Origin of the sequence: Pseudovibrio ascidiaceicola, from assembly GCF_900114245.1 — a bacterium.
Classification (GTDB): domain Bacteria; phylum Pseudomonadota; class Alphaproteobacteria; order Rhizobiales; family Stappiaceae; genus Pseudovibrio; species Pseudovibrio ascidiaceicola.
This window is the reverse complement of record NZ_FOSK01000002.1, coordinates 408215-428359: the sequence shown is the minus strand read 5'-3', so window position 1 is coordinate 428359 and position 20145 is coordinate 408215. Positions and strand designations below refer to the sequence as shown.

16 protein-coding genes are annotated in these 20145 nt (G+C 50.7%); 9 read left to right on the top strand and 7 right to left on the bottom strand.

Annotated elements, in window-relative coordinates; genetic code table 11:
- Window positions 1–12: 12 nt before the first annotated feature.
- Both BM231_RS06180 and BM231_RS06175 read right to left on the bottom strand, forming a co-directional pair.
- Window positions 13–2730: a bifunctional acetate--CoA ligase family protein/GNAT family N-acetyltransferase gene (locus BM231_RS06180; RefSeq protein ID WP_093517660.1), complete on the bottom strand. Its 2718-nt coding sequence runs from the start codon at window positions 2728–2730 to the stop codon at window positions 13–15.
- Window positions 2731–2927: 197 nt separating this feature from the next.
- On the bottom strand, window positions 2928–3758 hold the full coding sequence (locus tag BM231_RS06175) for a universal stress protein (RefSeq protein ID WP_093517658.1): 831 nt from the start codon (window positions 3756–3758) through the stop codon (window positions 2928–2930).
- A gap of 450 nt (window positions 3759–4208) precedes the next feature.
- Here BM231_RS06175 and BM231_RS06170 point away from each other — a divergent pair, with 450 nt between their 5' ends.
- The 4 genes from BM231_RS06170 to BM231_RS06155 all read left to right on the top strand — a co-directional run bounded on the left by BM231_RS06170 (window position 4209) and on the right by BM231_RS06155 (window position 8386).
- Window positions 4209–5228: a C4-dicarboxylate TRAP transporter substrate-binding protein gene (locus BM231_RS06170; protein WP_093517657.1), complete on the top strand. Its 1020-nt coding sequence runs from the start codon at window positions 4209–4211 to the stop codon at window positions 5226–5228.
- A 139-nt stretch (window positions 5229–5367) separates the two neighbouring features.
- Window positions 5368–6039 carry a TRAP transporter small permease subunit gene (locus BM231_RS06165; protein WP_093517655.1) on the top strand — a complete coding sequence of 224 codons (672 nt, stop codon included), beginning with the start codon at window positions 5368–5370 and terminating at the stop codon, window positions 6037–6039.
- A complete protein-coding gene (locus BM231_RS06160) occupies window positions 6036–7403 on the top strand; it encodes a TRAP transporter large permease (RefSeq protein WP_093517653.1) in 1368 nt (455 codons plus the stop codon). The genes BM231_RS06165 and BM231_RS06160 overlap by 4 nt, the downstream gene beginning before the upstream one ends.
- 95 nt (window positions 7404–7498) lie before the next feature.
- Window positions 7499–8386 (top strand): GNAT family N-acetyltransferase, encoded by an 888-nt coding sequence (locus BM231_RS06155; RefSeq protein WP_093517651.1) that lies wholly within the window; start codon window positions 7499–7501, stop codon window positions 8384–8386.
- 366 nt (window positions 8387–8752) lie between these two features.
- Here BM231_RS06155 and xseA read toward each other — a convergent pair whose 3' ends face one another.
- Window positions 8753–10288 carry an exodeoxyribonuclease VII large subunit gene (gene xseA / locus BM231_RS06150; RefSeq protein WP_093517649.1) on the bottom strand — a complete coding sequence of 512 codons (1536 nt, stop codon included), beginning with the start codon at window positions 10286–10288 and terminating at the stop codon, window positions 8753–8755.
- 196 nt (window positions 10289–10484) lie between these two features.
- Between xseA and BM231_RS06145 the strand changes: the two genes are divergently transcribed.
- From BM231_RS06145 to BM231_RS06130, 4 genes are all read left to right on the top strand, one after another.
- Window positions 10485–11213 carry a 16S rRNA (uracil(1498)-N(3))-methyltransferase gene (locus BM231_RS06145; protein WP_093517883.1) on the top strand — a complete coding sequence of 243 codons (729 nt, stop codon included), beginning with the start codon at window positions 10485–10487 and terminating at the stop codon, window positions 11211–11213.
- A gap of 23 nt (window positions 11214–11236) precedes the next feature.
- The gene (locus BM231_RS06140) at window positions 11237–13072 is read left to right on the top strand and encodes an adenylate/guanylate cyclase domain-containing protein (RefSeq protein WP_093517647.1); all 1836 of its coding nucleotides are present in this window, start codon (window positions 11237–11239) and stop codon (window positions 13070–13072) included.
- Window positions 13073–13398: 326 nt separating this feature from the next.
- On the top strand, window positions 13399–14037 hold the full coding sequence (locus BM231_RS06135; RefSeq protein ID WP_208860123.1) for a hypothetical protein: 639 nt from the start codon (window positions 13399–13401) through the stop codon (window positions 14035–14037).
- A 429-nt stretch (window positions 14038–14466) separates the two neighbouring features.
- The gene (locus tag BM231_RS06130) at window positions 14467–15345 is read left to right on the top strand and encodes a LysR family transcriptional regulator (protein WP_093517643.1); all 879 of its coding nucleotides are present in this window, start codon (window positions 14467–14469) and stop codon (window positions 15343–15345) included.
- Between the two features lie 136 nt (window positions 15346–15481).
- On the opposite strand, the gene BM231_RS06125 is transcribed toward BM231_RS06130, so the two are convergent.
- Complete coding sequence (locus tag BM231_RS06125; protein ID WP_063309807.1) at window positions 15482–15805, bottom strand: DUF1127 domain-containing protein; 324 nt, start codon at window positions 15803–15805, stop codon at window positions 15482–15484.
- Between the two features lie 194 nt (window positions 15806–15999).
- Between BM231_RS06125 and BM231_RS06120 the strand changes: the two genes are divergently transcribed.
- Window positions 16000–16899, top strand: a complete 900-nt coding sequence (locus tag BM231_RS06120; protein WP_057463767.1) for a LysR substrate-binding domain-containing protein — start codon at window positions 16000–16002, stop codon at window positions 16897–16899.
- 50 nt (window positions 16900–16949) lie between these two features.
- On the opposite strand, the gene BM231_RS06115 is transcribed toward BM231_RS06120, so the two are convergent.
- The 3 genes from BM231_RS06115 to BM231_RS06105 form a co-directional block, all read right to left on the bottom strand.
- Window positions 16950–17888, bottom strand: a complete 939-nt coding sequence (locus BM231_RS06115; protein WP_093517641.1) for a DMT family transporter — start codon at window positions 17886–17888, stop codon at window positions 16950–16952.
- Between the two features lie 125 nt (window positions 17889–18013).
- Window positions 18014–18637 carry a hypothetical protein gene (locus tag BM231_RS06110; protein WP_093517639.1) on the bottom strand — a complete coding sequence of 208 codons (624 nt, stop codon included), beginning with the start codon at window positions 18635–18637 and terminating at the stop codon, window positions 18014–18016.
- 86 nt (window positions 18638–18723) lie between these two features.
- Entirely contained in the window at window positions 18724–19908 is a 1185-nt protein-coding gene (locus BM231_RS06105; RefSeq protein ID WP_244527145.1) for a Na/Pi symporter, read from the bottom strand.
- Between the last annotated feature and the right edge of the window lie 237 nt (window positions 19909–20145).

The following is a 20145-nucleotide window of genomic DNA, read 5'->3' as shown; positions in this document are numbered from 1 at the left end:
GGAGGCGGTGATCTAACTCATCGTCTCCCGATCAAGCGTAGTGACGTCCAGAACAACATCCGCAAGCGCATCATCATCAGGAGAGCGCTTTACGCGGAAGCCGAGACTGCGGCACATGTCCAGCATGGTGGTGTTCTCGCGTAAAACCTCGCCTTTGACGGTCTGGATACCATCCACTTTCGCATAACGAATAATCAACTTCATCAAAACCCAGCCAAGGCCCATGCCTTTGAGGTTGGACTGAACCATCACCGCATACTCGCCCTCGGTATGGTCTGGGTTTGCATGAAGCCGGACCACTCCCAGAATATCGCCCGTTTCAGGATCAATAGCCGAAAATGCCATAGCCCGCGCATAGTCCAACTGCACGAGACGAGCTAGAAACGTGTGCGAGAATTCTTTGACTGGAGCAAAGAAACGCAGGCGCAAGTCTTCAACTGAAACCTTCTCAAAGAAGTTCTTCAGTTTGCCTTGGTCTTCAGGACGGATTGGCCGGATCAGGATCGTCTTACCGTCCTTCAGCTTGTGTGTGTGCTCCCATTCAACAGGGTAGGGCACGATAGACAGGCGAGATGCGCCTTGTCGTCCCGGACGTTTTTCCGGAGCACTGATCGCGACACGCGCGTCAAGGACAACAATGCCATTCTCATCGACCACCACCGGGTTCAGGTCCAGCTCCCGCACTTCCGGGAAATCAACGGCAATCTGAGAGAGCTTCACCAAAAGGTGCTCCACCTCTGCAACATTGGCAGATGGTCGGTTACGGAAACCCTTCAACAGCTTGGCGGTGCTGGTGCGAGAAATCATCGCCTTGGCGAGGTTAAGGTCAATCGGCACCAGATCAATTGCCCGGTCGCCAACCACCTCAACGGATGTGCCGCCTTTGCCAAACACGACCACGGGCCCAAACACCGGATCATCCGCAAGGCCAGCATAAGTCTCTAGTCCAAACCTGCGCGTCACCATTGGTTGGATTTCAACACCGGTAATGTCAGCATGCGGGTAGGAGTGCTTCACATTGCCAAGGATCTTCTCAAAAGTTGCTTTCACGCCAGCAACGCTGTCAACGCCAAGATGCACGCCGCCAACATCAGATTTGAAAGTTAGATCAGGGCTGCTGACTTTAAGAACAAGCTGATCGTGTTTGTCGAACAGGACCTCAGCAACCTTCGCAGCTTCCTCAACAGTTTTGACCAGATGCAACTCTACCTGGTTGACCGAATAAGCCCGCAGTAGTTCCCGCGTTTGTAAAGGTGTAAGCCACTTCTGCCCGTTCTCCAGCGCAACGCGGATCGTTTCTTTCGCCAGTCGCAGGTTGGGCTTGTAATCGCTGGGCAGGCTGTCTGGGACAGCGGAAAGATGGTCCTTCGCTTCCTTGTATCGAACCAGATGCATGAAGGAGCGAATTGCACCAGACGGGCTTGGATAACAAGGCACACGCGCTTCATCCAGAACTTGTCGTGGGATATTGGCACCACCGGCCAGCGTGGTCACAAAGGCCTGATGCTTGCCAAGCCGTTTGCGGTCTTCCTTACCGGCTTTAGCGATTGCTTCGGCAACCTTAGAAAAGTCTTCAAAAGCTGTTGGTGCAGCAATGGCGAGAACTCCGTCAGAATTCGGATCTCTCAAAAGAGCACTGATACCCTCTTTGAACTCCTCAGGACTTGCAGATTCAGACAAAACCATTGGGTTGTCCGCCCGCGCATCAGTTCGGGTCAAAGAGCAGAGCTTCTCTTTGGTCTCTTTGCTGATCGGTGCCAACTTGCCGCCAACCTTCGCAAGACGGTCAGCAGCCAGTGTTGCCAGACTGCGACCATTCGCGATGATAGAAAGACGGCGCCCTGCTGATGGAGCAACACGGGTGACAGTTTCCGCGGCTTCAAACATCTCATCAAGGTCATAAACACGAAGCACACCAGCACGCTGCAAAGCGGCATCATAAACAGAATCGCGCGTTGCCAAACGGCTGGAGTGAGCGGTGCCTGAAATGTGTTGGTCACGGCTCGCACCACTGCGAATTACGATCACTGGTTTGGAGCGGGCAGCAGCACGGGCTGCTGACATAAACTTGCGTGGGTTTGCAATGGTCTCAAGGTGCACAAGGATCGCTTTGGTCCGATAATCCTGCGCGTACCAATCCAGTAAGTCAGAAACATCTACATCCAAACGACGACCAAGAGAAACAACACCGGAGAACCCGATGGAGTTGGCTTTGGCCCAGGACAATGTAGTGTTGAAGATGGTGCCGGAGCGGGAAATAAGCGCCAGCTCCCCCTTCAAAGCTTGCTCACTTGTCAGGAGGGTAGAGAGCTTGGAATGCGGAGAGGCGATCCCGAGGCTACCCGGACCGAGAATTCGAATATTGTACGGATGTGCAGCTTTCAAAAGCGCATCAAGATGCTCATCTCGCCAGCTGTCAAACCCGCTCGCGGGAATAACCACTGCGCGTGTGCCTTGTTCTCCAAGAAGCTTGATATCATCAGCTGCTGTGGTGTGGTCTCCCAGCAAAATGGCAAGATCTGCTTTGCCCTCCACCTCTGGAATTGAAGCGACACTCCTAAATCCATCAGCCGAAGTGTTGGGCAAACCAACAAAAGCCTTGGGGCCAGAAAAGCCGCAACCGACAAGGCTGTCGATGAGACGTTGCAGGACCACCTCCTGCTTGCTGTTCGGGCCAACAATGGCAATGGAGCGTGGAGAGGTCAAACCCTCTAGATTGCAGATCGTCATAGCGCATTTCCCGTCAAACTCAGTTGAGTTTTAGGTGCTGTTACTCAGGTATTCAATTCAGACCAATGCCCCTCATAATGGAGTTCAAGAGCGTTTGATCTTCAAAATAGAAGAGAGGTGCGACAGCAAAGCGACACCTCTCTTCCTTTCAAAATGGGCAAGGATCGGGAGACAAAATGGGACGTCCCCCGACTAGATTAGTGAGCCATCAGAACTGGAATAGTCATGGAATGCAGAATGTCGCGGGTCGCTCCACCTACGAGATATTCGCGCATGCGGCTGTGGCCGTAACCACCCATAACAAGCAGGTCTGTTCCATTTTCTGAGACGTAGTTGAGAAGCGCATCACCAACACCGATTGGTGGGTTGTTGATCACATCAACATTGATCTCCAGATCATGACGGGCAAGGTACGTTGCAATGTCGGAACCTGGCTCACCTTCAAGAGGCAGACCTTTGTTCACGATCACGATTGTAACATGCTCTGCCATCTCTAAGATTGGAAGCGCTGCATGCACTGCACGTGCGGCTGTTGCGCTACCATCCCATGCCAGAACAACTTTCTTCGGCTGGAAGTTACCCTTGGAGATGAATGGAACGATCAGTGTCGGCACGCCAGACTCGAACAAAAGCCCTTCGATCAGCATTTCGCGCATTGGCTCAGGTGCTTCAGGATTGTCCTGACCAATCACAACCATGTCGCTCAAGCGGCAATGGCCCATGATGGATTCGAGGCTGCCACCGGTGACGATCTCTTCCACACGAGTTTCAGTGGAGATACCAGCAAGTTCTGCGTAGCCTTTGAACTTCTCAGTAGAAGTCTTCGCAGCATCGATGGCCTGATTTTTAGCAACCTGCAAATAATCGGTTGGCATTGGTGCTGCTAAAAAGCCGGGAACGATTGGCTCGAATGCCAGTGCAAGCCCAGTTGCATGTGCACCTGCCTGACGGGCAAATTCAACAGCAACCTTAGATGCTGTTTGATCGCCGTTCAGGTCTGTAATGGTGAGAATGTCCTTGATTGCCATAAGCCTTGTCTCCTTGCCCTCTATTTCTTAGCGGTACGGGAGGTTGTCCCTCGCCTGAAATATTAGGTCAGCATTGCAATAGCTGCTTTGATCCTTGTCAACCTTAATCATTGGGATAAGGTTTTGAAAAATAATGCAGTTTCACTATTATTATAAGTAAAGGAGTGTAAGGTAGCCCAGTTTCGCTCCAAATAGGTATACTTAAAGTCTTTATACTTTAGACAAAGAAGAACTTATTAGCTGAATAAAAGCAGAGTTTTTATACACTTGCACCCTGCTAAGATATTTTGGACGAACGAACCTAGGGGCATGTGAATAGTCATTAAATCTTCGAATTACTAAGGTTTATTACTGAGAAAATTGTGATATTTCTATATTCGACGGAATTCAGGGAGGGGCTGGATTTGCACCTATTGCAAAGACGGCCAATTTATTTTCGGGAGTTGATAAATGAAAAATCTTAAGGTTGCGACCGCTGTGCTCGCAGCAACTATGGGCTCCGCGTTTGTGGGCGAAGCTCTGGCTGCAGATGTGACCTGGAATGTCTCGTTGTGGGGCAAACGCCGTGCATTTACCGAGCACGTTGAAAAGCTGGCTGAAGAAGTGGCTGCACGCACAAACGGCAAATTCGAAATCAAGCTGCATTACGGTGGAGCACTCTCCAAATCTCGCGAAAACCTTGATGGCATCTCCATCGGTGCGTTCGAGATGGCGCAGTTCTGTGCATCTTACCATGCAGATAAAAACCCGACATTGACCACCACCGATCTGCCATTCCTCGGCGTGCCGGATCTGGAAACTCAGGTGAAGGTAGATTTCGCGCTCTACAATCACCCTGCAGTTCAAAAAGACCTGGGTCGTTGGAATGCAAAGCTGTTGATGCCATCCCCAATGCCGCAGTACAACCTGCTGGGTAAAGGCGACGCACCTGCTAAGCTGGCTGACTTTGAAGGCATGCGCGTGCGTGCTCTTGGCGGCGTTGGTAATGCGATGAAGACCATCGGCGCTGTTCCAACAACCGTGACAGCTTCTGAAGCGTATCAGGCAATTGATTCTGGTACTGTGCAGGCCGTTGCTTTTGCGCCTCATGCGCACCTGTCATTCAAAACAGTTGAAGCCGGCAGCTGGTGGACTAACAACTTGAACCCAGGCACCGTGAGCTGTCCAGTTGTGGTTAGCACAGACGCCTACGACATGTTGGCTCCTGAGTTCCAGAAAGCTCTGGATGAAAGTGTAGCCCCTGCAGTTCAGCATTACCTGGACACCTATGCAAAGGTCTACGACAAGTTCTATCCAGCTCTGGAAGCAAACGGTGTAAAGCAAATCTCTTTTACAGAAGAAGAGCTTGAAGCCTTCAAGGCTGTTGCTGGTAAACCAATCTGGGACAAGTGGGTTGAAGACATGTCTGCAAAGGGTCTCCCTGCTGCAGAACTGCTCACGCTCGTACAGAACACAATTGCTGGTAAGTAATTACCTATCAAAAGGCGCACTCTGCTTGGTGCGCCTTTTTTATTCCGATGGCTGCTCATCGGAGTTTTGTTTAAGAGCCTGCTCAAAAGTACTCGCTCAGAGCAGGGCACAACATTTCTCTTAAAATCGGGCTGATAACATGTCCAAATCAAACGGCCCCGCATATCCCAAGTCGGATATGGCCTATCTCCGCTTTAATGGTGTGCTGGGAAGAATCGAAAACCTGTTCAACCTCATTGCAGCAACATCTATCCTCGTCTTGATGTTGCTGGCTGTTATTCAGGTCGCCGGACGCAACTTGTTCAACCAGCCCGTACCCGGTTTTATTGATATTACAGAGCAAGCCATGGCCGTATTCGCGTTCATGGGGATAGCTTATTGTCAGCGTGTTGGCGGCCACATCCGTATGGAGTTGGTGATCGGCGTCTTCAAAGGCCGTACTCAGTGGATTGCAGAGTTTCTTGGCGTGCTGGCAATTCTGCTTGTTGTATCCGTGTTGATTTATGGCTCCTTCCTGCACTTTGACAGGGCATGGACCTTCGGGGACAGCACCATGGATATTTCCATCCCAACCTGGCCCTCCAAGTTTGTTGTTCCGCTTGCATTGTCCTTGTTGTGGCTTCGCCTTGTTCTTCAACTGTTTGGCTACAGCCGCCTTATTATCAATCCGTCAGCTTCAGTTCTGGATTTACCGCACGTAATGGATGCTGCTCAGCATGCTAAAGCTGAGATTGAGGAGACATTCCATTCCGCCGAAAACGGAGAAGAGGGGCCTGAAATGAGAACTCCTGCCCATGGAGGTGCATCATGACCCCGTTTGATATCGGTCTCATCATGACTGGGATGCTCCTGCTCCTCGTCATCATTGGTGTTCGAGTTGCTTTTGCAGCAGCGTTTGTCGGCATTATGGGTATGGTCGCAATTTTCTCCATGCGCCTCGGGTTTGAACGTGGTGTTATGACCGCCGCAAAAATGGCTGGCACGATCCCACATTCCAAATCCGTGACCTATGCACTGTCCGTTCTGCCAACCTTCATCCTGATTGGCTTTCTGGCCTATTATGCAGGCCTGACAAAGCAACTGTTTGAAGCCTCAAAACGCTGGCTGGGCTGGCTTCCGGGTGGCTTGGCAATCGGAACTGTCTTCGCCACAGCAGGTTTTGCGGCTGTATCAGGCGCATCAACAGCAACTTCCGCGGTGTTCGCCCGTGTTGCGATCCCTGAAATGTTGGAGGCAGGCTACTCCAAACGCCTCTCCGCAGCAGTGGTTGCGGCTGGTGGAACACTGGCCTCGCTTATCCCGCCAAGTGCGATCCTCGTGATCTATGCTATTTTGGTGGAAGAGAGCGTCGGCAAACTCCTCATGGCAGGTTTCTTGCCCGGTGTTGTTTCCGTTCTCATCTATGCAGCCATTATTTACGTCATCGCTGCATGGCAGGGCGGAGCACCTGCAATCGGTGGCTACAGCTGGAAAGAGCGCTTTGAATCTGTGCCTGGGACATTCCCAATCATTGGCGTGATCCTGATCATCTTCAGCAGCCTCTACTTCGGCTTTGCAACCCCAACAGAAGCTGGCGCGTGTGGCGCATTCGTTGTGCTGCTGGCTGCGTTTTACAAAGGTATGCGCGCTAAGCAGCTTTTCCTGGCTCTTCACGAGACGGCGAAGCTGACAGTAATGATCTTCACCCTCATCTGGGGCGTGCTCGTCTATGTCCGCTTCCTCGGTTTTGCAGGCCTGCCAGATGCGTTCCGAGAGTTCATCGTCGCACTGGATTATCCGCCAATGATGATCATTGTTTGCATTCTGCTTGGATATGCTGTGCTTGGCATGTTCATGGATGCAATCGGCATGCTCGTGCTGACCCTTCCGGTGGTCTTCCCGGCAATCATGGCACTCAATGGTGGCCTCGATGTCAGTGCAGCAGAAAGCACGCTTGGCATGTCCGGTGCAGCCTGCGCAATCTGGTTCGGTATCATCGTGGTGAAAATGGCAGAACTCTGCCTGATTACACCGCCCATTGGCTTGAACTGCTTCGTGGTCTCCGGTGTGCGTCCAGACATCCCGGTTCAGGAAGTTTTCCGCGGCGCGACACCGTTCTTTGTTGCGGATGTGTTGACCGTAGCTGTCTTGGTGGCCTTCCCGGCAATCATCACCTTCCTGCCATCCTTGATGTAAAGCGGATGATCAGTTGAGATAATGGAAAACCCTGGTCGGTGAACCGGGGTTTTTTACTGCGTCATACTTAATGGTTTCCAACAAAGAGCATTGCCATGAAAATCAAAAAATTATCCAATCAACATCAAGAAGCGGTTTGGCAGTTTCTGATGAAGCGTGTCTACAGCTCAATGTTTCTGCTCAATAATATCGAAAAGACGGGCCTGGAGTACACGGGCGAGCTCTATTCGGGAGAGTATTGGGGCGCTTACGACGCAGCCGACGAGTTAAAAGGTATTTTGGCGCAGTTCTGGAACGGCAACTTGATGGCTCAGGCGCCTGATTTGAACGCTCTGGAAGCACTCACCACGCACTTTTGTGAAGTTGTTAATCGCCCGATTGCCGGAATGCTTGGCGATAGTGAACAAGTCAGTTTTGTTTTGAACAAACTGAGCTTATCAGCAGGTACCTACAATACCAACCGCAGCGAAGGCCTCTATCAGCTAGCCTTGGAGGACCTGCAGCTCTCTGAGACAGCCACCAGCGATCAGTTCACTCTGATCCCAACCTCAGAAGCTGATACGTCATTACTGTTCGATTGGCTAAAAGCGTACGAGTTGGAAGCCTTTGATGGTGAAGCCAGCGCAGAGCATGACAAACACATCACAAACCGCGTAACGCAAATGCAAGAAAGCGGTAATGCATGGGTCTTGCTGGATAGAGAGCAACCTGTCGCGTTGAGCGGGTTCAACGCAACCCTTGCAGAAATCGTGCAAGTCGGCCCTGTCTGGACACCACCTGAACATCGCAACAACGGATATGCCAGAGTTGTCGTCGCACTCACACTGGAACTTGTGAAGAAACAAGGTGTGCAGAAGTCCGTCTTGTTCACTGATAATCCAGCGGCAGCGAAAGCCTATGAGGCTATTGGTTTCAAGCAAAGCGGAAGCTTCCATCTTGCCTTGCTTAAGGAGCCAGTCGAATTATCGACAGCCTCCGCCTGACTTGCTTTCATCTCTCTCCAAGGACACATACCCCAACTCTCTCGGATAGTGATTTCTGCCGAGGTTCGATAGCATCCTGAGACCCATCTCCTTTGCAAAGCAGCAGCGTGAGCCAGTCCGCGCAATCGGAGAGATTAGGCACTCCGATCGTAGCAATGCCTGGTGAAGGAGGTGGTAGATGGATGAAGCTTGAATTGAAGTTCAAAATTGAAAAAGCACGGAACAGACTGGTACTCTGGTTCCGTGCTACTTTCAAATAATCCACCGGGAAAGGGGGCATTTGCTCCCTTTCTCTTCCTCAATATAGTCCTGATCTCTTAATCACGCAATAATGAGGAAATAGAGGGTATTCCTCCGTAATCACTTCTAAAACAAGCTGCCTTGTGCGTCTGGATCAACCACACTTTTCTTCTTTCTCGGAGCGGGCTTAGCCTGCTTTGCTTTCGTCTGAGCCACATGCTCCTCTAAGTTCTTTGGAGGAGAAGTTGGCTCCGCAGTAGCCTCAACGACGGTTTCTGGCATCGGCTTCACTGGTCGCGGAGGTGTTGGCGTTACCCCACCCCCATCAGCCACAGCTCCAACAGTGCCACCCTTCATCTCCAGTTTCAGGGATTGCCCTGCCTGAACATCCTGTGCGCCGGCCAGTGGAACACCAGCCTGATCACGCACCACAGCGTAACCACGCTCAATCACTCGCTCATAGCTTAGTGAGGCCAAAAGCCCGGCAGAGTTGGAAAGGCGCAGGCGTTGCCGTTGTACCTGGTTGGAAAAGGCTGCAATGGCACGACCTTTCAAAACCTGAAGCCGCTCGCGCCCTTGCGCAACCTGCCGTTCAAGTGTGATAGGACGTAAGCCGGAGGAAACTGCTGTCAGAGAATTCCGGTGGATTTGCGTATTCGTCTTCAGTCCCTGCTCAAGACGGCCTGCCACCATATCAAACCGCTGGCGTGGAAGAGCAAGAAGATCTCGTGGAGCAGGCAGTGCTGCACTTGCTGCCCGCAGCTCCGTTCGGCGCGTTTGGACCAAGCGCAACAGGCCTGTTGAGAGGCGGCGGGACAGATCATCCACCTGAGCGGTCATCTCAGCCTTTACCGGAACTGCAAACTCAGCAGCACCAGTTGGCGTTGGCGCACGTACATCGGCAGCCAGATCAATCAATGTCCAGTCTGTCTCATGGCCAACAGCTGAAATCAGCGGGATTTGGGAGTCTGCTGCAGCACGAACCACAGCTTCATCATTAAAGCCCCAAAGGTCTTCAATCGAGCCACCACCACGCGCAACGATCAGAACATCAGGGCGTGGGATAGCTCCGTTGGCCTCAAGCGCATTAAAACCGCGAATACCAGCTGCAACTTCAGAGCCGCAGCTCTCACCCTGTACGCGAACTGGCCAAACCAAAACATGCAGAGGAAAGCGGTCGCTGATGCGGTGCAGGATATCGCGAATAACTGCGCCAGTTGGGGACGTAACAACGCCAATCACGCGCGGCATGCGCGGCAAAGCAACCTTGCGCTCTTCAGCAAACAAACCTTCCGCTGCCAGCTTGCGCTTGCGCTCTTCCAACAGAGCCATCAATGCACCAGCGCCTGCTGGCTCAAGGCTATCGATCACCATTTGGTATTTGGACTGCCCGGGGAAAGTGGTGATCTTACCCGTCGCAATGACTTCAAGACCCTGTTCTGGCTGAACCTTGAGCCGTGAAGCATTGCCGCGCCAGATAATGCCCGAAAGCACGGACTTATCGTCTTTTACATCCAGATAGATATGCCCTGAAGCAGGTTTGCTCACACGGCCCAACTCGCCCCGTACACGGATATAGCCAAACTTGTCCTCAAGCTCGCGTTTGATATCGCCGGAAATCTCGGAGACGGTATATTCAGCAATGTTGGAGCGTTCAGACAATGTCAGACTTCTTTCATATGCGGCAAAAAGTAAACCATTCTCTCTTAGTGTAGCCTGCGACAATTGCAAAGGGGAACCGTGAGAAGCGCTTCCACCTGTTGAGACATTGAGTTCTCACCAGCAAATCTATAAGCGCAAAGTGGTATCTGCCGTGTGCTTGGCATATGGTGCCCCCATGTCCCGCTATGAGTTTCGTATGCAACGCTTATTTGTCGATCAAGATCTCCGCGCTGGCCTTCAATTGGAGGCAGACCGCGCACAGGCTAACTACCTTTTGAATGTCCTTCGCATGAAGGAGGGCGGCGACGTGCTCGTCTTCAACGGTAAGCATGGAGAATGGCGTGCTCAGATCCTGCCAACGGGGCGCAAATCCTGTCAGCTGATTGTGACTGAGCAGTTGCGTGAGCAGACACCAATGCCAGATTTGGATTATCTGTTTGCACCGTTGAAATTGGCGCGCCTGGATTACATGGTTCAAAAGGCCGTGGAGATGGGAGCAGGGCGCTTACGTCCGGTGCTCACCCAGTTCACCCAAAACCCAAAGGTGAAGCTGGAGCGCATGGAATCCAATGTGCTTGAAGCCTGTGAACAGTGCGGCGTGCTTTCTATCCCCTCCGTAATGGAGCCGCAGCAACTAAAGAAACTTCTTTCTATGTGGGAGCAAGAAGAAGGTGATCGCCAGATTATCTTCTGTGACGAAGGCCATGGGACGCACAATCCGTTGGATGCACTGAAAAATGTTCCCAAAGGACCTTTGGCGATACTCATCGGCCCGGAAGGTGGTTTCTCCGAGGAAGAGCGTGCGCTTTTGCATAGCAAACCATTCGTACATGCTATCCCGCTTGGCCCACGGATTTTAAGAGCAGACACCGCTGCCGTCGCGGCTTTGGCCGTTGTTCAGGCAAAATTGGGAGATTGGTTCTAAGATACCTCCAAATGGAGGCCTGAATGGACCTGAATAACAAGACTGCTGACGCTGAAAAGCAGCACCCGCATCAGAGCTCAGCAAAAAAAGGCCGCAAAAGATGGCGCTTGTCCATCTCCGTCGTCTTCAGCATTGGCGCAGCTATGCTGCTGGCCTTAATCGGCGGTTCTATGCTCCTCTATGTGTCCGACGCCACCAACCGTCAGACAACCGCTATCATGCGTGAAACCGGGGCTCTCATTGTTGAACGTGGTCTTGAGGTTGTTGAAGACTTCTTCCGCAATGAAGAACGAATGGGGTTGCTGGCGGCTGAAGTCCTGTCTGATCCGCTCGTCTACAGTGCTCCTATGGCTTTGCGGGAACAGTTGATTTCAATCCTATCTCGTCAGACCAACATTAAGCGGATTTCTTATACCTTCCCGACGGGGCGTCGGATTTCAGTGCAGCTGGATCATGCAAACCAACCCGTTCAGCAGGTGATGGTCACGCCGCCAAATGAGCAGGATATGGAGGTTGGCAATCATCGTTGGGCACCGCCTTATTATGATGCGAGCCTCGGTGAAACTTTCATGCAGTTCGCCGTCTACATCAGGAACCCGGTCGATAATACAATCTCCAGACTCACGTTGGATTACCCGACCGCTCTGCTTGGGCAATTGATGGCTCGCATCAAGTGGCGGGCCTCTCAAATTCCTTTTATCCTTTATGGACGAGATCAAGTGCTCGCGAGTTCAGAACCAGCCTTCTTGAGCTTCAAGCCGAGCAAAGCCAAGCCGATCCCATTGATCTCAGACCTGAAAGATACACCGCTCACCAGCATTTGGGGCCACAATCCCAAGCGCAAGTCTCTTAATACCACTTATGAAGCACACATCGACACAACAACGCATGGTACATATCTGTATCTTTATGACGATCTGAGAAATGGAAATCGTTTCCCTATCATCATCGGAAGCTATGTATTGGCGTCCGAGTTCAGTGTTCCATTCGATAACCTGCACAAAATCTTTGTCGCTGCTACTGCTTTTCTGGCAGTCGGCGTTCTCTTGATGTTTTTGATCGGCCGAAGACTCGCAGGACCGTTTGTTGCTCTTGGAACGCAAGCAAATGCCATCAGAAAACTGAATATGGAAGGGTTGAATGCATTACCTAGGTCGCGACTTAAAGAGGTAGATCAGGCAAACCAGGCCTTTAACTCAGCAGGTGTAGCCCTCAGCGCTTTCTCAAGATATGTACCAAAAGATCTTGTCAGAGTGTTGTTAGAACGAGAATTTGAAGGCCTCAACAGCACCGAGCTTCGTGAAATGACAATCCTGTTCTCTGATATCGCAGGGTTCACCGGTGTTGCTTCTAAGCTGACTGCAGAAGAGACCACGACCTTACTTAACACCCACTTTCAGGAGCTAGCAGATTGCATAAGTCACACCCATGGAACCATCGATAAGTACATTGGAGATGGATGCATGGCATTCTGGGGTGCCCCGGAGACTATGGAAAACCATGCGCAAGCGGCTATTGATGCGGTACATCTCATTGCGCAGAGGTTGGAGAAAGAGCTCGAAAACGAAGAGGGCGCGATTGAAAAGCCGCGTTTACGTATCGGTGTTCACACAGGAACTGTCGTTGTTGGCAACATCGGCGCTATTGAGCGGATGAACTATACTGTGGTCGGAGACGCTGTGAATGTGGCCGCACGACTTCAGGAACTTGGTAAGAAGGTTGATCCAGAGGCGAGAGTGATTGCCCTGGCCACCAACGCGACCGTGGATCATCTGAGTGACAAGTCACACACCAAACACTTGGGTGATTATCAGCTTCGTGGGCGCGAGGAGGCGGTTGATGTCTACCGAATTGTTTAGTGCAGATGTCACTATTGAACCCAATTCAATCAAATTTCGTCTCTTAGACATAATATTTGCAGAATACTACATCCAAAATTAGGGAACTGACGTTACGTCTGTTGAGTGTTTAAATAGCCGCGAGAAGCTTACGAGGGGAAAACCTCATGTTACGACATTCCAATAACAATATGTTTTCCCTTATGGAAATGCTCAGCCAAAACTATGCAAAGGCCTATAAGGACTACTGTGAGACCAGTCACGGTTTTATGCCCTTTATGCAGAAGGAGGGAGCGCCCTCTGGAAAGTCGGAGACCAAATCTGCAGGTGTTTCTGAGTTTCCATACATGAACTGGGCTGATCCGTCCAAATGGCAAGGGATGACCGGGTTGCCACAGCAGGCTATGCTCTCTCAAGTCATGAGCATGTTCAGCGGTGACAAAAACATCAGCGCAGCCATGCAGCGTCACCTCAGTCGCAAAGATGCCATGAATGTCGAAAGCTGGATGGAGTTAATGCCCATTTTGCTGATGCTATCCTATGGCAACATGGTGAAAAATTATTTGGCAGGACCGCAGCGCACCATGATGGAAGCCTACTTGCAAGGCTTCGCGAAGGGATGTCCGGAGTTCCATCAGGACACAGATGCAGCGCGTAACCCAATCTTGGATGCACGAGAAGCTTTCTGGTCGCAGATGATGCCCTTAGAAAATCCGATGCTCGAATTTTGGACAAATGCTCTGCAGGGCACAAGCTCAGCTTCAGATGACCACAATGAGGCACCAGAAGAATCTAAAGTGCAAAACACGCGAGCCAAGAAGTCACCGTCTCCGGAAAATGGATCAGGTCCTCGGGCCCACCAATCTACTTTGAAGGATTCGCCTGTATCATCCTTGTCTGGAGGTTTGGCAGCAATGCAACAAGCCCAGGGCGAAGCTTGGCAGAAATATTGCAACGTTTTTTGGCCAACTCGCTCACATAGGTAACAATTTATCACATATACCTGAGGATAACTTTTTGTGATGAAGATCACGAATTGAGGAAGTTGTTTACTGCAATTTCCTCCGTTTCCGTTCAGACCGAGAGTTCAGAACTAGCCTGATCGTCCAAAGGAACACAAACCTACATGAATTAATCTAGCATAACTCTCTATCTCAGAGAGAATTACTAGATGTTTTTTATATCGTAACTCCAAGCCGATTGTTATTTTTCGGTTTTTATTTCAACTATTGGATTCTTTTGAGAGTCTCGTCGAATATAAGAGCAAGTTTGATTATATTAATTATTGTGATGAATTGGTCAAAACTCCCTAAGAGAGGGAAAAGACTGCGATAATAAAGTATTATATTCCAACTCTCGGTTTTCTTTCCACCAGTATGCTGTATATTCATATCAAATTGTTATGGATTGGGGACATGACAGCACTATTAGACTTAGATTCTCTGCGAACTCTGGTAATGATTGCGGATACTGGGAGCTTCACAAGAGCAGCAGAAGAACTTGATAAAACGCAATCAGCGATTTCCATGCAAATGCGCCGCATGGAAGACAAGCTTGAGCGCACGGTCTTCCGGAGAGAAGGGCGGCACTCAAAACTGACAGAAGATGGTGAGCTACTGCTGCGCCATGCCCGTCAGATGCTTCGTTTAAATGACGAGACATTAGCTATGTTCTCAGAGCGCGAAGTGACCGGTAAGGTTCGTCTTGGTCTTGCGGAAGGCATTGACGAAACTAGAACCGCAAAGATCATTTTCGAGTTCTCTAAGAACAATCCAAAAGCTGAAGCATCCATCGTCTGCGCACCAGCGGCAGATCTTCGTAAAGCTTTGGGAGAAGGCAAACTGGATCTTGCTATCATCGGCAGCCTTGCAGATGAAGCTGAAGCTGGTGAGGGGAGTGTTCTCTCCAGCGAGCGGCTCGTTTGGGCAGCAGGCAGCAATTTCAAACTTGCCAGTGAAAGAGAACTGCCATTGGCTGTTGGTCTGGAACAATGTCGCATCCGAAAGGCTGCTGTTGAAGCGCTTGAGGATGACGAACGTGCATTCCGTATCCAATATAGTTCAAGTAATCCTGGCCTTGTTGAAATGACAGCAGCAAGTGGCATGGCAATTACAATTCAGCCACGTTCATCCCTTGTTGCATCGGGTGCCGGGCTGTTGGAACTGGAAGGCCTGCCAAAGCTGCCAAACTACGTGGTCAAGCTGGTTCGCGGTAAGGAAAGCCACTTCAAAGCAGCAAATGCTTTGAGTGATTATCTGGCGAAATCCTTTGAGAAAACCGCAGCCTCTGCCTGAGTGGCATGATGAGAATAAGTTCCGTATACCGGAAAAGAAGAAGGGCCTGCGTAATGCAGGCCCTTTTCATATGTGGGTGATGAATTTTTGGCGGTTCAATTAGGGGTAGAGCCGCCAATTGAGGCTCCCACAAAAATTATGCGCGTTGGCGGCGTTTTTCCATTTCTGCGCAGCGGCGTTCACTGGCACGAATACGCAGATGCCAGCTTGGGTCTTTACCATCACCAGCAGAAAGCGCGCTGAATACGTCATCGCGAGTAATGCCGATGTCGTCCAGCATACGGTCTTCTAGGCGTGCAAGCTCAACCATGGCGCGTCGGTCCTGGTAGTGCTTCCAGAGCTTAAGAGGCAAAGCAGTCAGCACATGCAGTGTGTGAGCCAGCGTCAGCGGTTCAAAGGTGCCTGCATTAGCGCGATTTGGGTTGCGATATTCAGAAGGGGTAGGGAATGCAAGCGTCATGGTATCACTCTCCCGTTTGGATAAGCTGCTCTGGCTATCCATTGGAACTGGTATAGGGGGTTTAAAAAAGAGGGAACGGTGTCGTTCGATGCGTCAAATATCACCGAAAAGTTGTAGACAAACAAGAGAATGTTTTCGATTGAAATCCATTCAAGATCGTGATTGATTGATCATCGTCAAATGGGAGGGAGCCCATGCCTTATTCGATCGATGTCGATCAATTGAGAACATTTCTGGCCGTCGCAGAATTGGGAAGTTTTACCAAGGCTGGCGATGCCGTACATAAAACTCAGTCCGCTGTTTCCATGCAAATGAAGAAGCTTGAGGAACGTATCGGACAGCCAATATTTGTTAAAGACGGACGTAACTCTAGGATAACGGAGCACGGAAGACGTCTTGTCGAATATGCGCGGCGCATGGTTGCTTTAAACGACGAAACGCTCTCTGCGTTTCATGAGCCTGAGATTGCCGGACGCATCCGACTCGGGCTGCCAGATGACTACGCAGAACGACTGTTGCCACAAGTACTTGCAGCATTTAATCGGCTGAACCCTTGCATCAATTTGGATGTGGAATGCTCCAGCTCAAATGAAATTGGCCGGCGAATCCAAAAGGGTGATCTGGACGTGGGAATCGTCACCAGTGGTGACTGCACCAGCGTACCGGGACAGATTGTGCGCCGTGAGCCTCTTCAATGGATAGGCTCTCGTGAGCATATCGTTCATGACCAGCGTCCATTACGTCTTGCGGTTGGCCCAACAACTTGTTCATGGAGACAGGCAGGTGTTGCCGCGCTTGATCATCTGAACGTTCAGCATCAGGTGGTGTACACCAGTGCCAGTGCGGCAGCTCTTGCTGGTGCCGTAAATGCCGGACTAGCGATCGCAATCCTGCCAGCCAGTGCGTTGCGTCAGGGGCAGCGGATTCTTGGAGAAAAAGAAGGCCTGCCGCCTTTGCCACCTTGTGACATCACCATCATCAGATCTCAAATGGCAATTGAGCCGGTTCATGATGCGCTTTGCCATCACATCGTAGCGTCCATTGGCAATGTCACGATGGAATATAACGGAATGGAAACAGAAGCCGCTGAGTAAGCGACTTCTCTATTGAAATGCTTCAAGTCCGGTGGTTCAAATCACCGGGCTTATTTTTTGGCAGAGCGGCTGAGCACGATCCAGTTACCACCCAAAGCAAACATCAAACCAAGAATGGATGTTGCAGTCCAGGTGTAACCTTCCATCACCGTGGAAACGCCAAGCGCTACGATCGGGAACATCACTGTCGCATAGCCAGCGCGTGCTGAGCCGATCCGCCCCAGCAATGTCAGATAAGCACCAAAGGCGACGATGGAACCGATGACCACCATGTAAAGGAAGCTCCAGATAAATTCCGGCGTAAACGGAACCACAAAGCTGGCACCTTGTAACAGGCCATTCAGACCAAGAAGAACAGTGCCGTACACCATGCCCCATGCACTGGCTGAGATCACCGAGATCTTTTTGGCTGTCGCACGTGCAGAGACGATGTTGCCAAAACAGAAGCTCAAAGTCCCTAGAGCACACAGACCAAGCCCGCCCAACGCTGCAATGTTCCAGGTACTGCCTGCAATCTCTTGATAAAACATCAGACAGATGCCGGAGAAGCCAAGCACGGCACCAACCACAAGCGCGCGGCTCACTTTCTGTTTGAACAGAATGAAGCCAAGCACGATGTTGAAAACGGATGCTAAGGAAAATACCACCGACAGTAAACCTGAAGGCAGCTCACGCGAGCCGTGATAAAACAGTAGGAAGTTGGTTGAAAATAACAGCAGACCAAGCCCACCAAAGCTCAGGTGAGCGCGCAACGGAAAGGCCATCTTATGTCCGCCAAAGATTGCCCAGCCCCACATCAAGATTGTCGCAAACAGAAACCGCCAGAACAGTGCAATCTCAGGGGTAATGACCGCCTGCAACTTCAAGGCATACCAGCTAAAGCCCCACGCAAATACGGTTGTGCCGTACAGTGCGAGATCGAACATACTAAGTGCTTGAGGCTTTTGAGAAATTGCAATGCCTGCATCAATATCGCTAGCACTCGTCATGAAATATTCCTGCCAATACAAAGTGTTTCAAGCAACGTCCTGCATGAAATCGCATGATGAAACAAATGAATAAACGTTATCAATTCATTTGAAAAGCGAATGGTTTACGGCGCTATAGGTCAGTATTATAGATTAAATATGCCCCATTTCGGGCTATAGCCATCATTCAGGATCGCAATGATCTGCGGTGGCGTAATCAGAGTCACATCCTCGGGCAACTCCCGCTCAGCCGCCGTATATCCTTCAAAACTCCAGCTCCACCATTTGTGGTTCCTCAGAGCATAAAACCTGTCGCCGCAATGAACCACCGTCCCATCCGGCCAGTCCTCATGCGGATTGATCTGCGGAAGACAAGCCGGTGATTTCTTGTGCCCGCAACGTTGCGAATGCAAAACCAAATCCATTTCATCGGAACTTGGAGCTACTTCCAATCCTTCACAGTTCTTCCAATGCTCAGCAAAACGACGTGCATCCTCCTTGCGGCAAAAGAAACAAGGCCGATGGCCTGCGGCCAGCGCAGTCACCTCGTCAAAGAAGAAGAGTTCCGTATAAAACTTGCCCCAGACATCGCGGTGCCAGTCTTTATAGGTCGTGGAGCAGCATAACCACCTGCGAGAAGCATGCGTTCGGCCAGTGAGTTTCTGCGTCTCTGGATCATGAATACGGCCACCGCGATTACCCATGAACATGCCACGGGCAGGGACAGCACACAGCTCACCATTGGGAGCAACACGGTTTTGCAAAGGCATAAGAACCCACGATCAGGTAAAGAAAGAGCTGCCCAAACACACAACAAAGCACAGGGCACCAGTAAGGAAAGAAGTCCTAAGCCAGATTATCTGCTCAGCAGGAAGATGCCAAGAGCCGGGATCAAAAAGAAGATGCCAACCACGTAGCTCGCAGCCACGACAAACCGGCGTGCACCCAGTTCGCCAACAAACTCAGCAAGGCGCACTGGCAGATAGCGCATGAAGGGCACACTGTAGATCAGCACAACACCCAGCACGTTATAAACCAGATGCACGATTGCAATCTCAAATGCCAGTTCCCGCTGACCAGTCACAGCAAATGCAGCCAGAATTGCCGTTAAACAAGTGCCGATGTTCGCGCCAAGTGTGAATGGGTAAACCTGCTTGGTTGTCAGAACGCCGGAACCCGCCAGCGGAACAATCAAGCTGGTTGTTGCTGAAGAAGACTGTAGCAGCAGAGTAGCGACCAGTCCGGTGAAAATGCCGGAGGACGGTGCAACAGATGTCATCTTCTCGGCCAGACGACGAGCATGGCCAGCCAGCAGAAGCTTGAGTAACTGGCTTACAAACGTGATGCTGACTACAATCATCACAAAGCCCATCGCTGCAATCACAAGACCATTCCACGGTTGTGCCAGACCGTACGCCAGCTCACGGATTTCTCCAATGAGGGGTTCGGTTAAGTAATTGACGAATTTGAAGTTTGCGGTAATCAGATTGTCGGCCGGATCAAGCGCCGTAAAAAAATCACCAACAGCCATCGCAATTTTCTGCAAAAAGCCAAAGGCCAGCTCCAGCGGTAGAAAGATCAGCAGGCAAATCAGGTTGAATGCGTCGTGAACCGTCGCCGCACTAAAGGCGCGCCGGAAATCTGCACGATCTCGCGCATACCCAAGGCTCACAAATGTATTGGTGAGTGTCGTGCCGAAGTTGGCACCAATCACAATAGGAATGGCAATGGAGATCGGCATCCCTGCCGCAACCAAGCCAACCACAATAGACGTGGTGACAGAAGAGCTCTGCACTAAAGATGTGGTCAGAATACCAACAAGCACGCCTGCAATTGGATTGGTGGCGTAGGAAAAGATCTGTTCGGCTGTCTGATGACCAATGGCAACAAAGCCAGCTTCAATAAGGCCAACAGCACAAAGAAGAAAATAGATCAGGAATCCGACAGAGATCCAGTTGAGCAAACTTATGCCCAGTGGCATGTGGTGCTCATCCTCAAGATAGGGCTCGTCGTTGTTCAGGGGATCTTTTTGCACCGACATATCCGTCTATAAAAGTTCACCACGACATTTAGCCGTATCTTCTAACACCAGTAGCACAACCTAGGAAATCACCAAGGCTTTCGTTGACCGCCTCTGCATTTGCAGGGTAAATACTCAAGCTAACTAAGGTATTTTACAGGTCAATCACCTGCATCCTATTGCTCACTGATCGGCTAACTGTCAACATCTGCCGGGTGTGATTCTGCCAGATTTTTCTACGTGGTGACCAAATTTTCC

What these genes read in the sequence shown, in the direction of transcription:
- BM231_RS06125 (WP_063309807.1), bottom strand. Translation starts at nt 15,805, where the DNA reads ATGACGCTTGCATTCCCTACCCCTTCTGAATATCGCAACCCAAATCGC.
- BM231_RS06135 (WP_208860123.1), top strand. Translation starts at nt 13,399, where the DNA reads ATGAACTGGGCTGATCCGTCCAAATGGCAAGGGATGACCGGGTTGCCA.
- BM231_RS06180 (WP_093517660.1), bottom strand. Translation starts at nt 2,730, where the DNA reads ATGACGATCTGCAATCTAGAGGGTTTGACCTCTCCACGCTCCATTGCC.
- BM231_RS06115 (WP_093517641.1), bottom strand. Translation starts at nt 17,888, where the DNA reads ATGACGAGTGCTAGCGATATTGATGCAGGCATTGCAATTTCTCAAAAG.
- BM231_RS06105 (WP_244527145.1), bottom strand. Translation starts at nt 19,908, where the DNA reads ATGTCGGTGCAAAAAGATCCCCTGAACAACGACGAGCCCTATCTTGAG.
- BM231_RS06165 (WP_093517655.1), top strand. Translation starts at nt 5,368, where the DNA reads ATGTCCAAATCAAACGGCCCCGCATATCCCAAGTCGGATATGGCCTAT.
- BM231_RS06170 (WP_093517657.1), top strand. Translation starts at nt 4,209, where the DNA reads ATGAAAAATCTTAAGGTTGCGACCGCTGTGCTCGCAGCAACTATGGGC.
- BM231_RS06175 (WP_093517658.1), bottom strand. Translation starts at nt 3,758, where the DNA reads ATGGCAATCAAGGACATTCTCACCATTACAGACCTGAACGGCGATCAA.
- BM231_RS06110 (WP_093517639.1), bottom strand. Translation starts at nt 18,637, where the DNA reads ATGCCTTTGCAAAACCGTGTTGCTCCCAATGGTGAGCTGTGTGCTGTC.
- BM231_RS06160 (WP_093517653.1), top strand. Translation starts at nt 6,036, where the DNA reads ATGACCCCGTTTGATATCGGTCTCATCATGACTGGGATGCTCCTGCTC.
- BM231_RS06155 (WP_093517651.1), top strand. Translation starts at nt 7,499, where the DNA reads ATGAAAATCAAAAAATTATCCAATCAACATCAAGAAGCGGTTTGGCAG.
- BM231_RS06120 (WP_057463767.1), top strand. Translation starts at nt 16,000, where the DNA reads ATGCCTTATTCGATCGATGTCGATCAATTGAGAACATTTCTGGCCGTC.
- BM231_RS06130 (WP_093517643.1), top strand. Translation starts at nt 14,467, where the DNA reads ATGACAGCACTATTAGACTTAGATTCTCTGCGAACTCTGGTAATGATT.
- BM231_RS06140 (WP_093517647.1), top strand. Translation starts at nt 11,237, where the DNA reads ATGGACCTGAATAACAAGACTGCTGACGCTGAAAAGCAGCACCCGCAT.
- BM231_RS06145 (WP_093517883.1), top strand. Translation starts at nt 10,485, where the DNA reads ATGCAACGCTTATTTGTCGATCAAGATCTCCGCGCTGGCCTTCAATTG.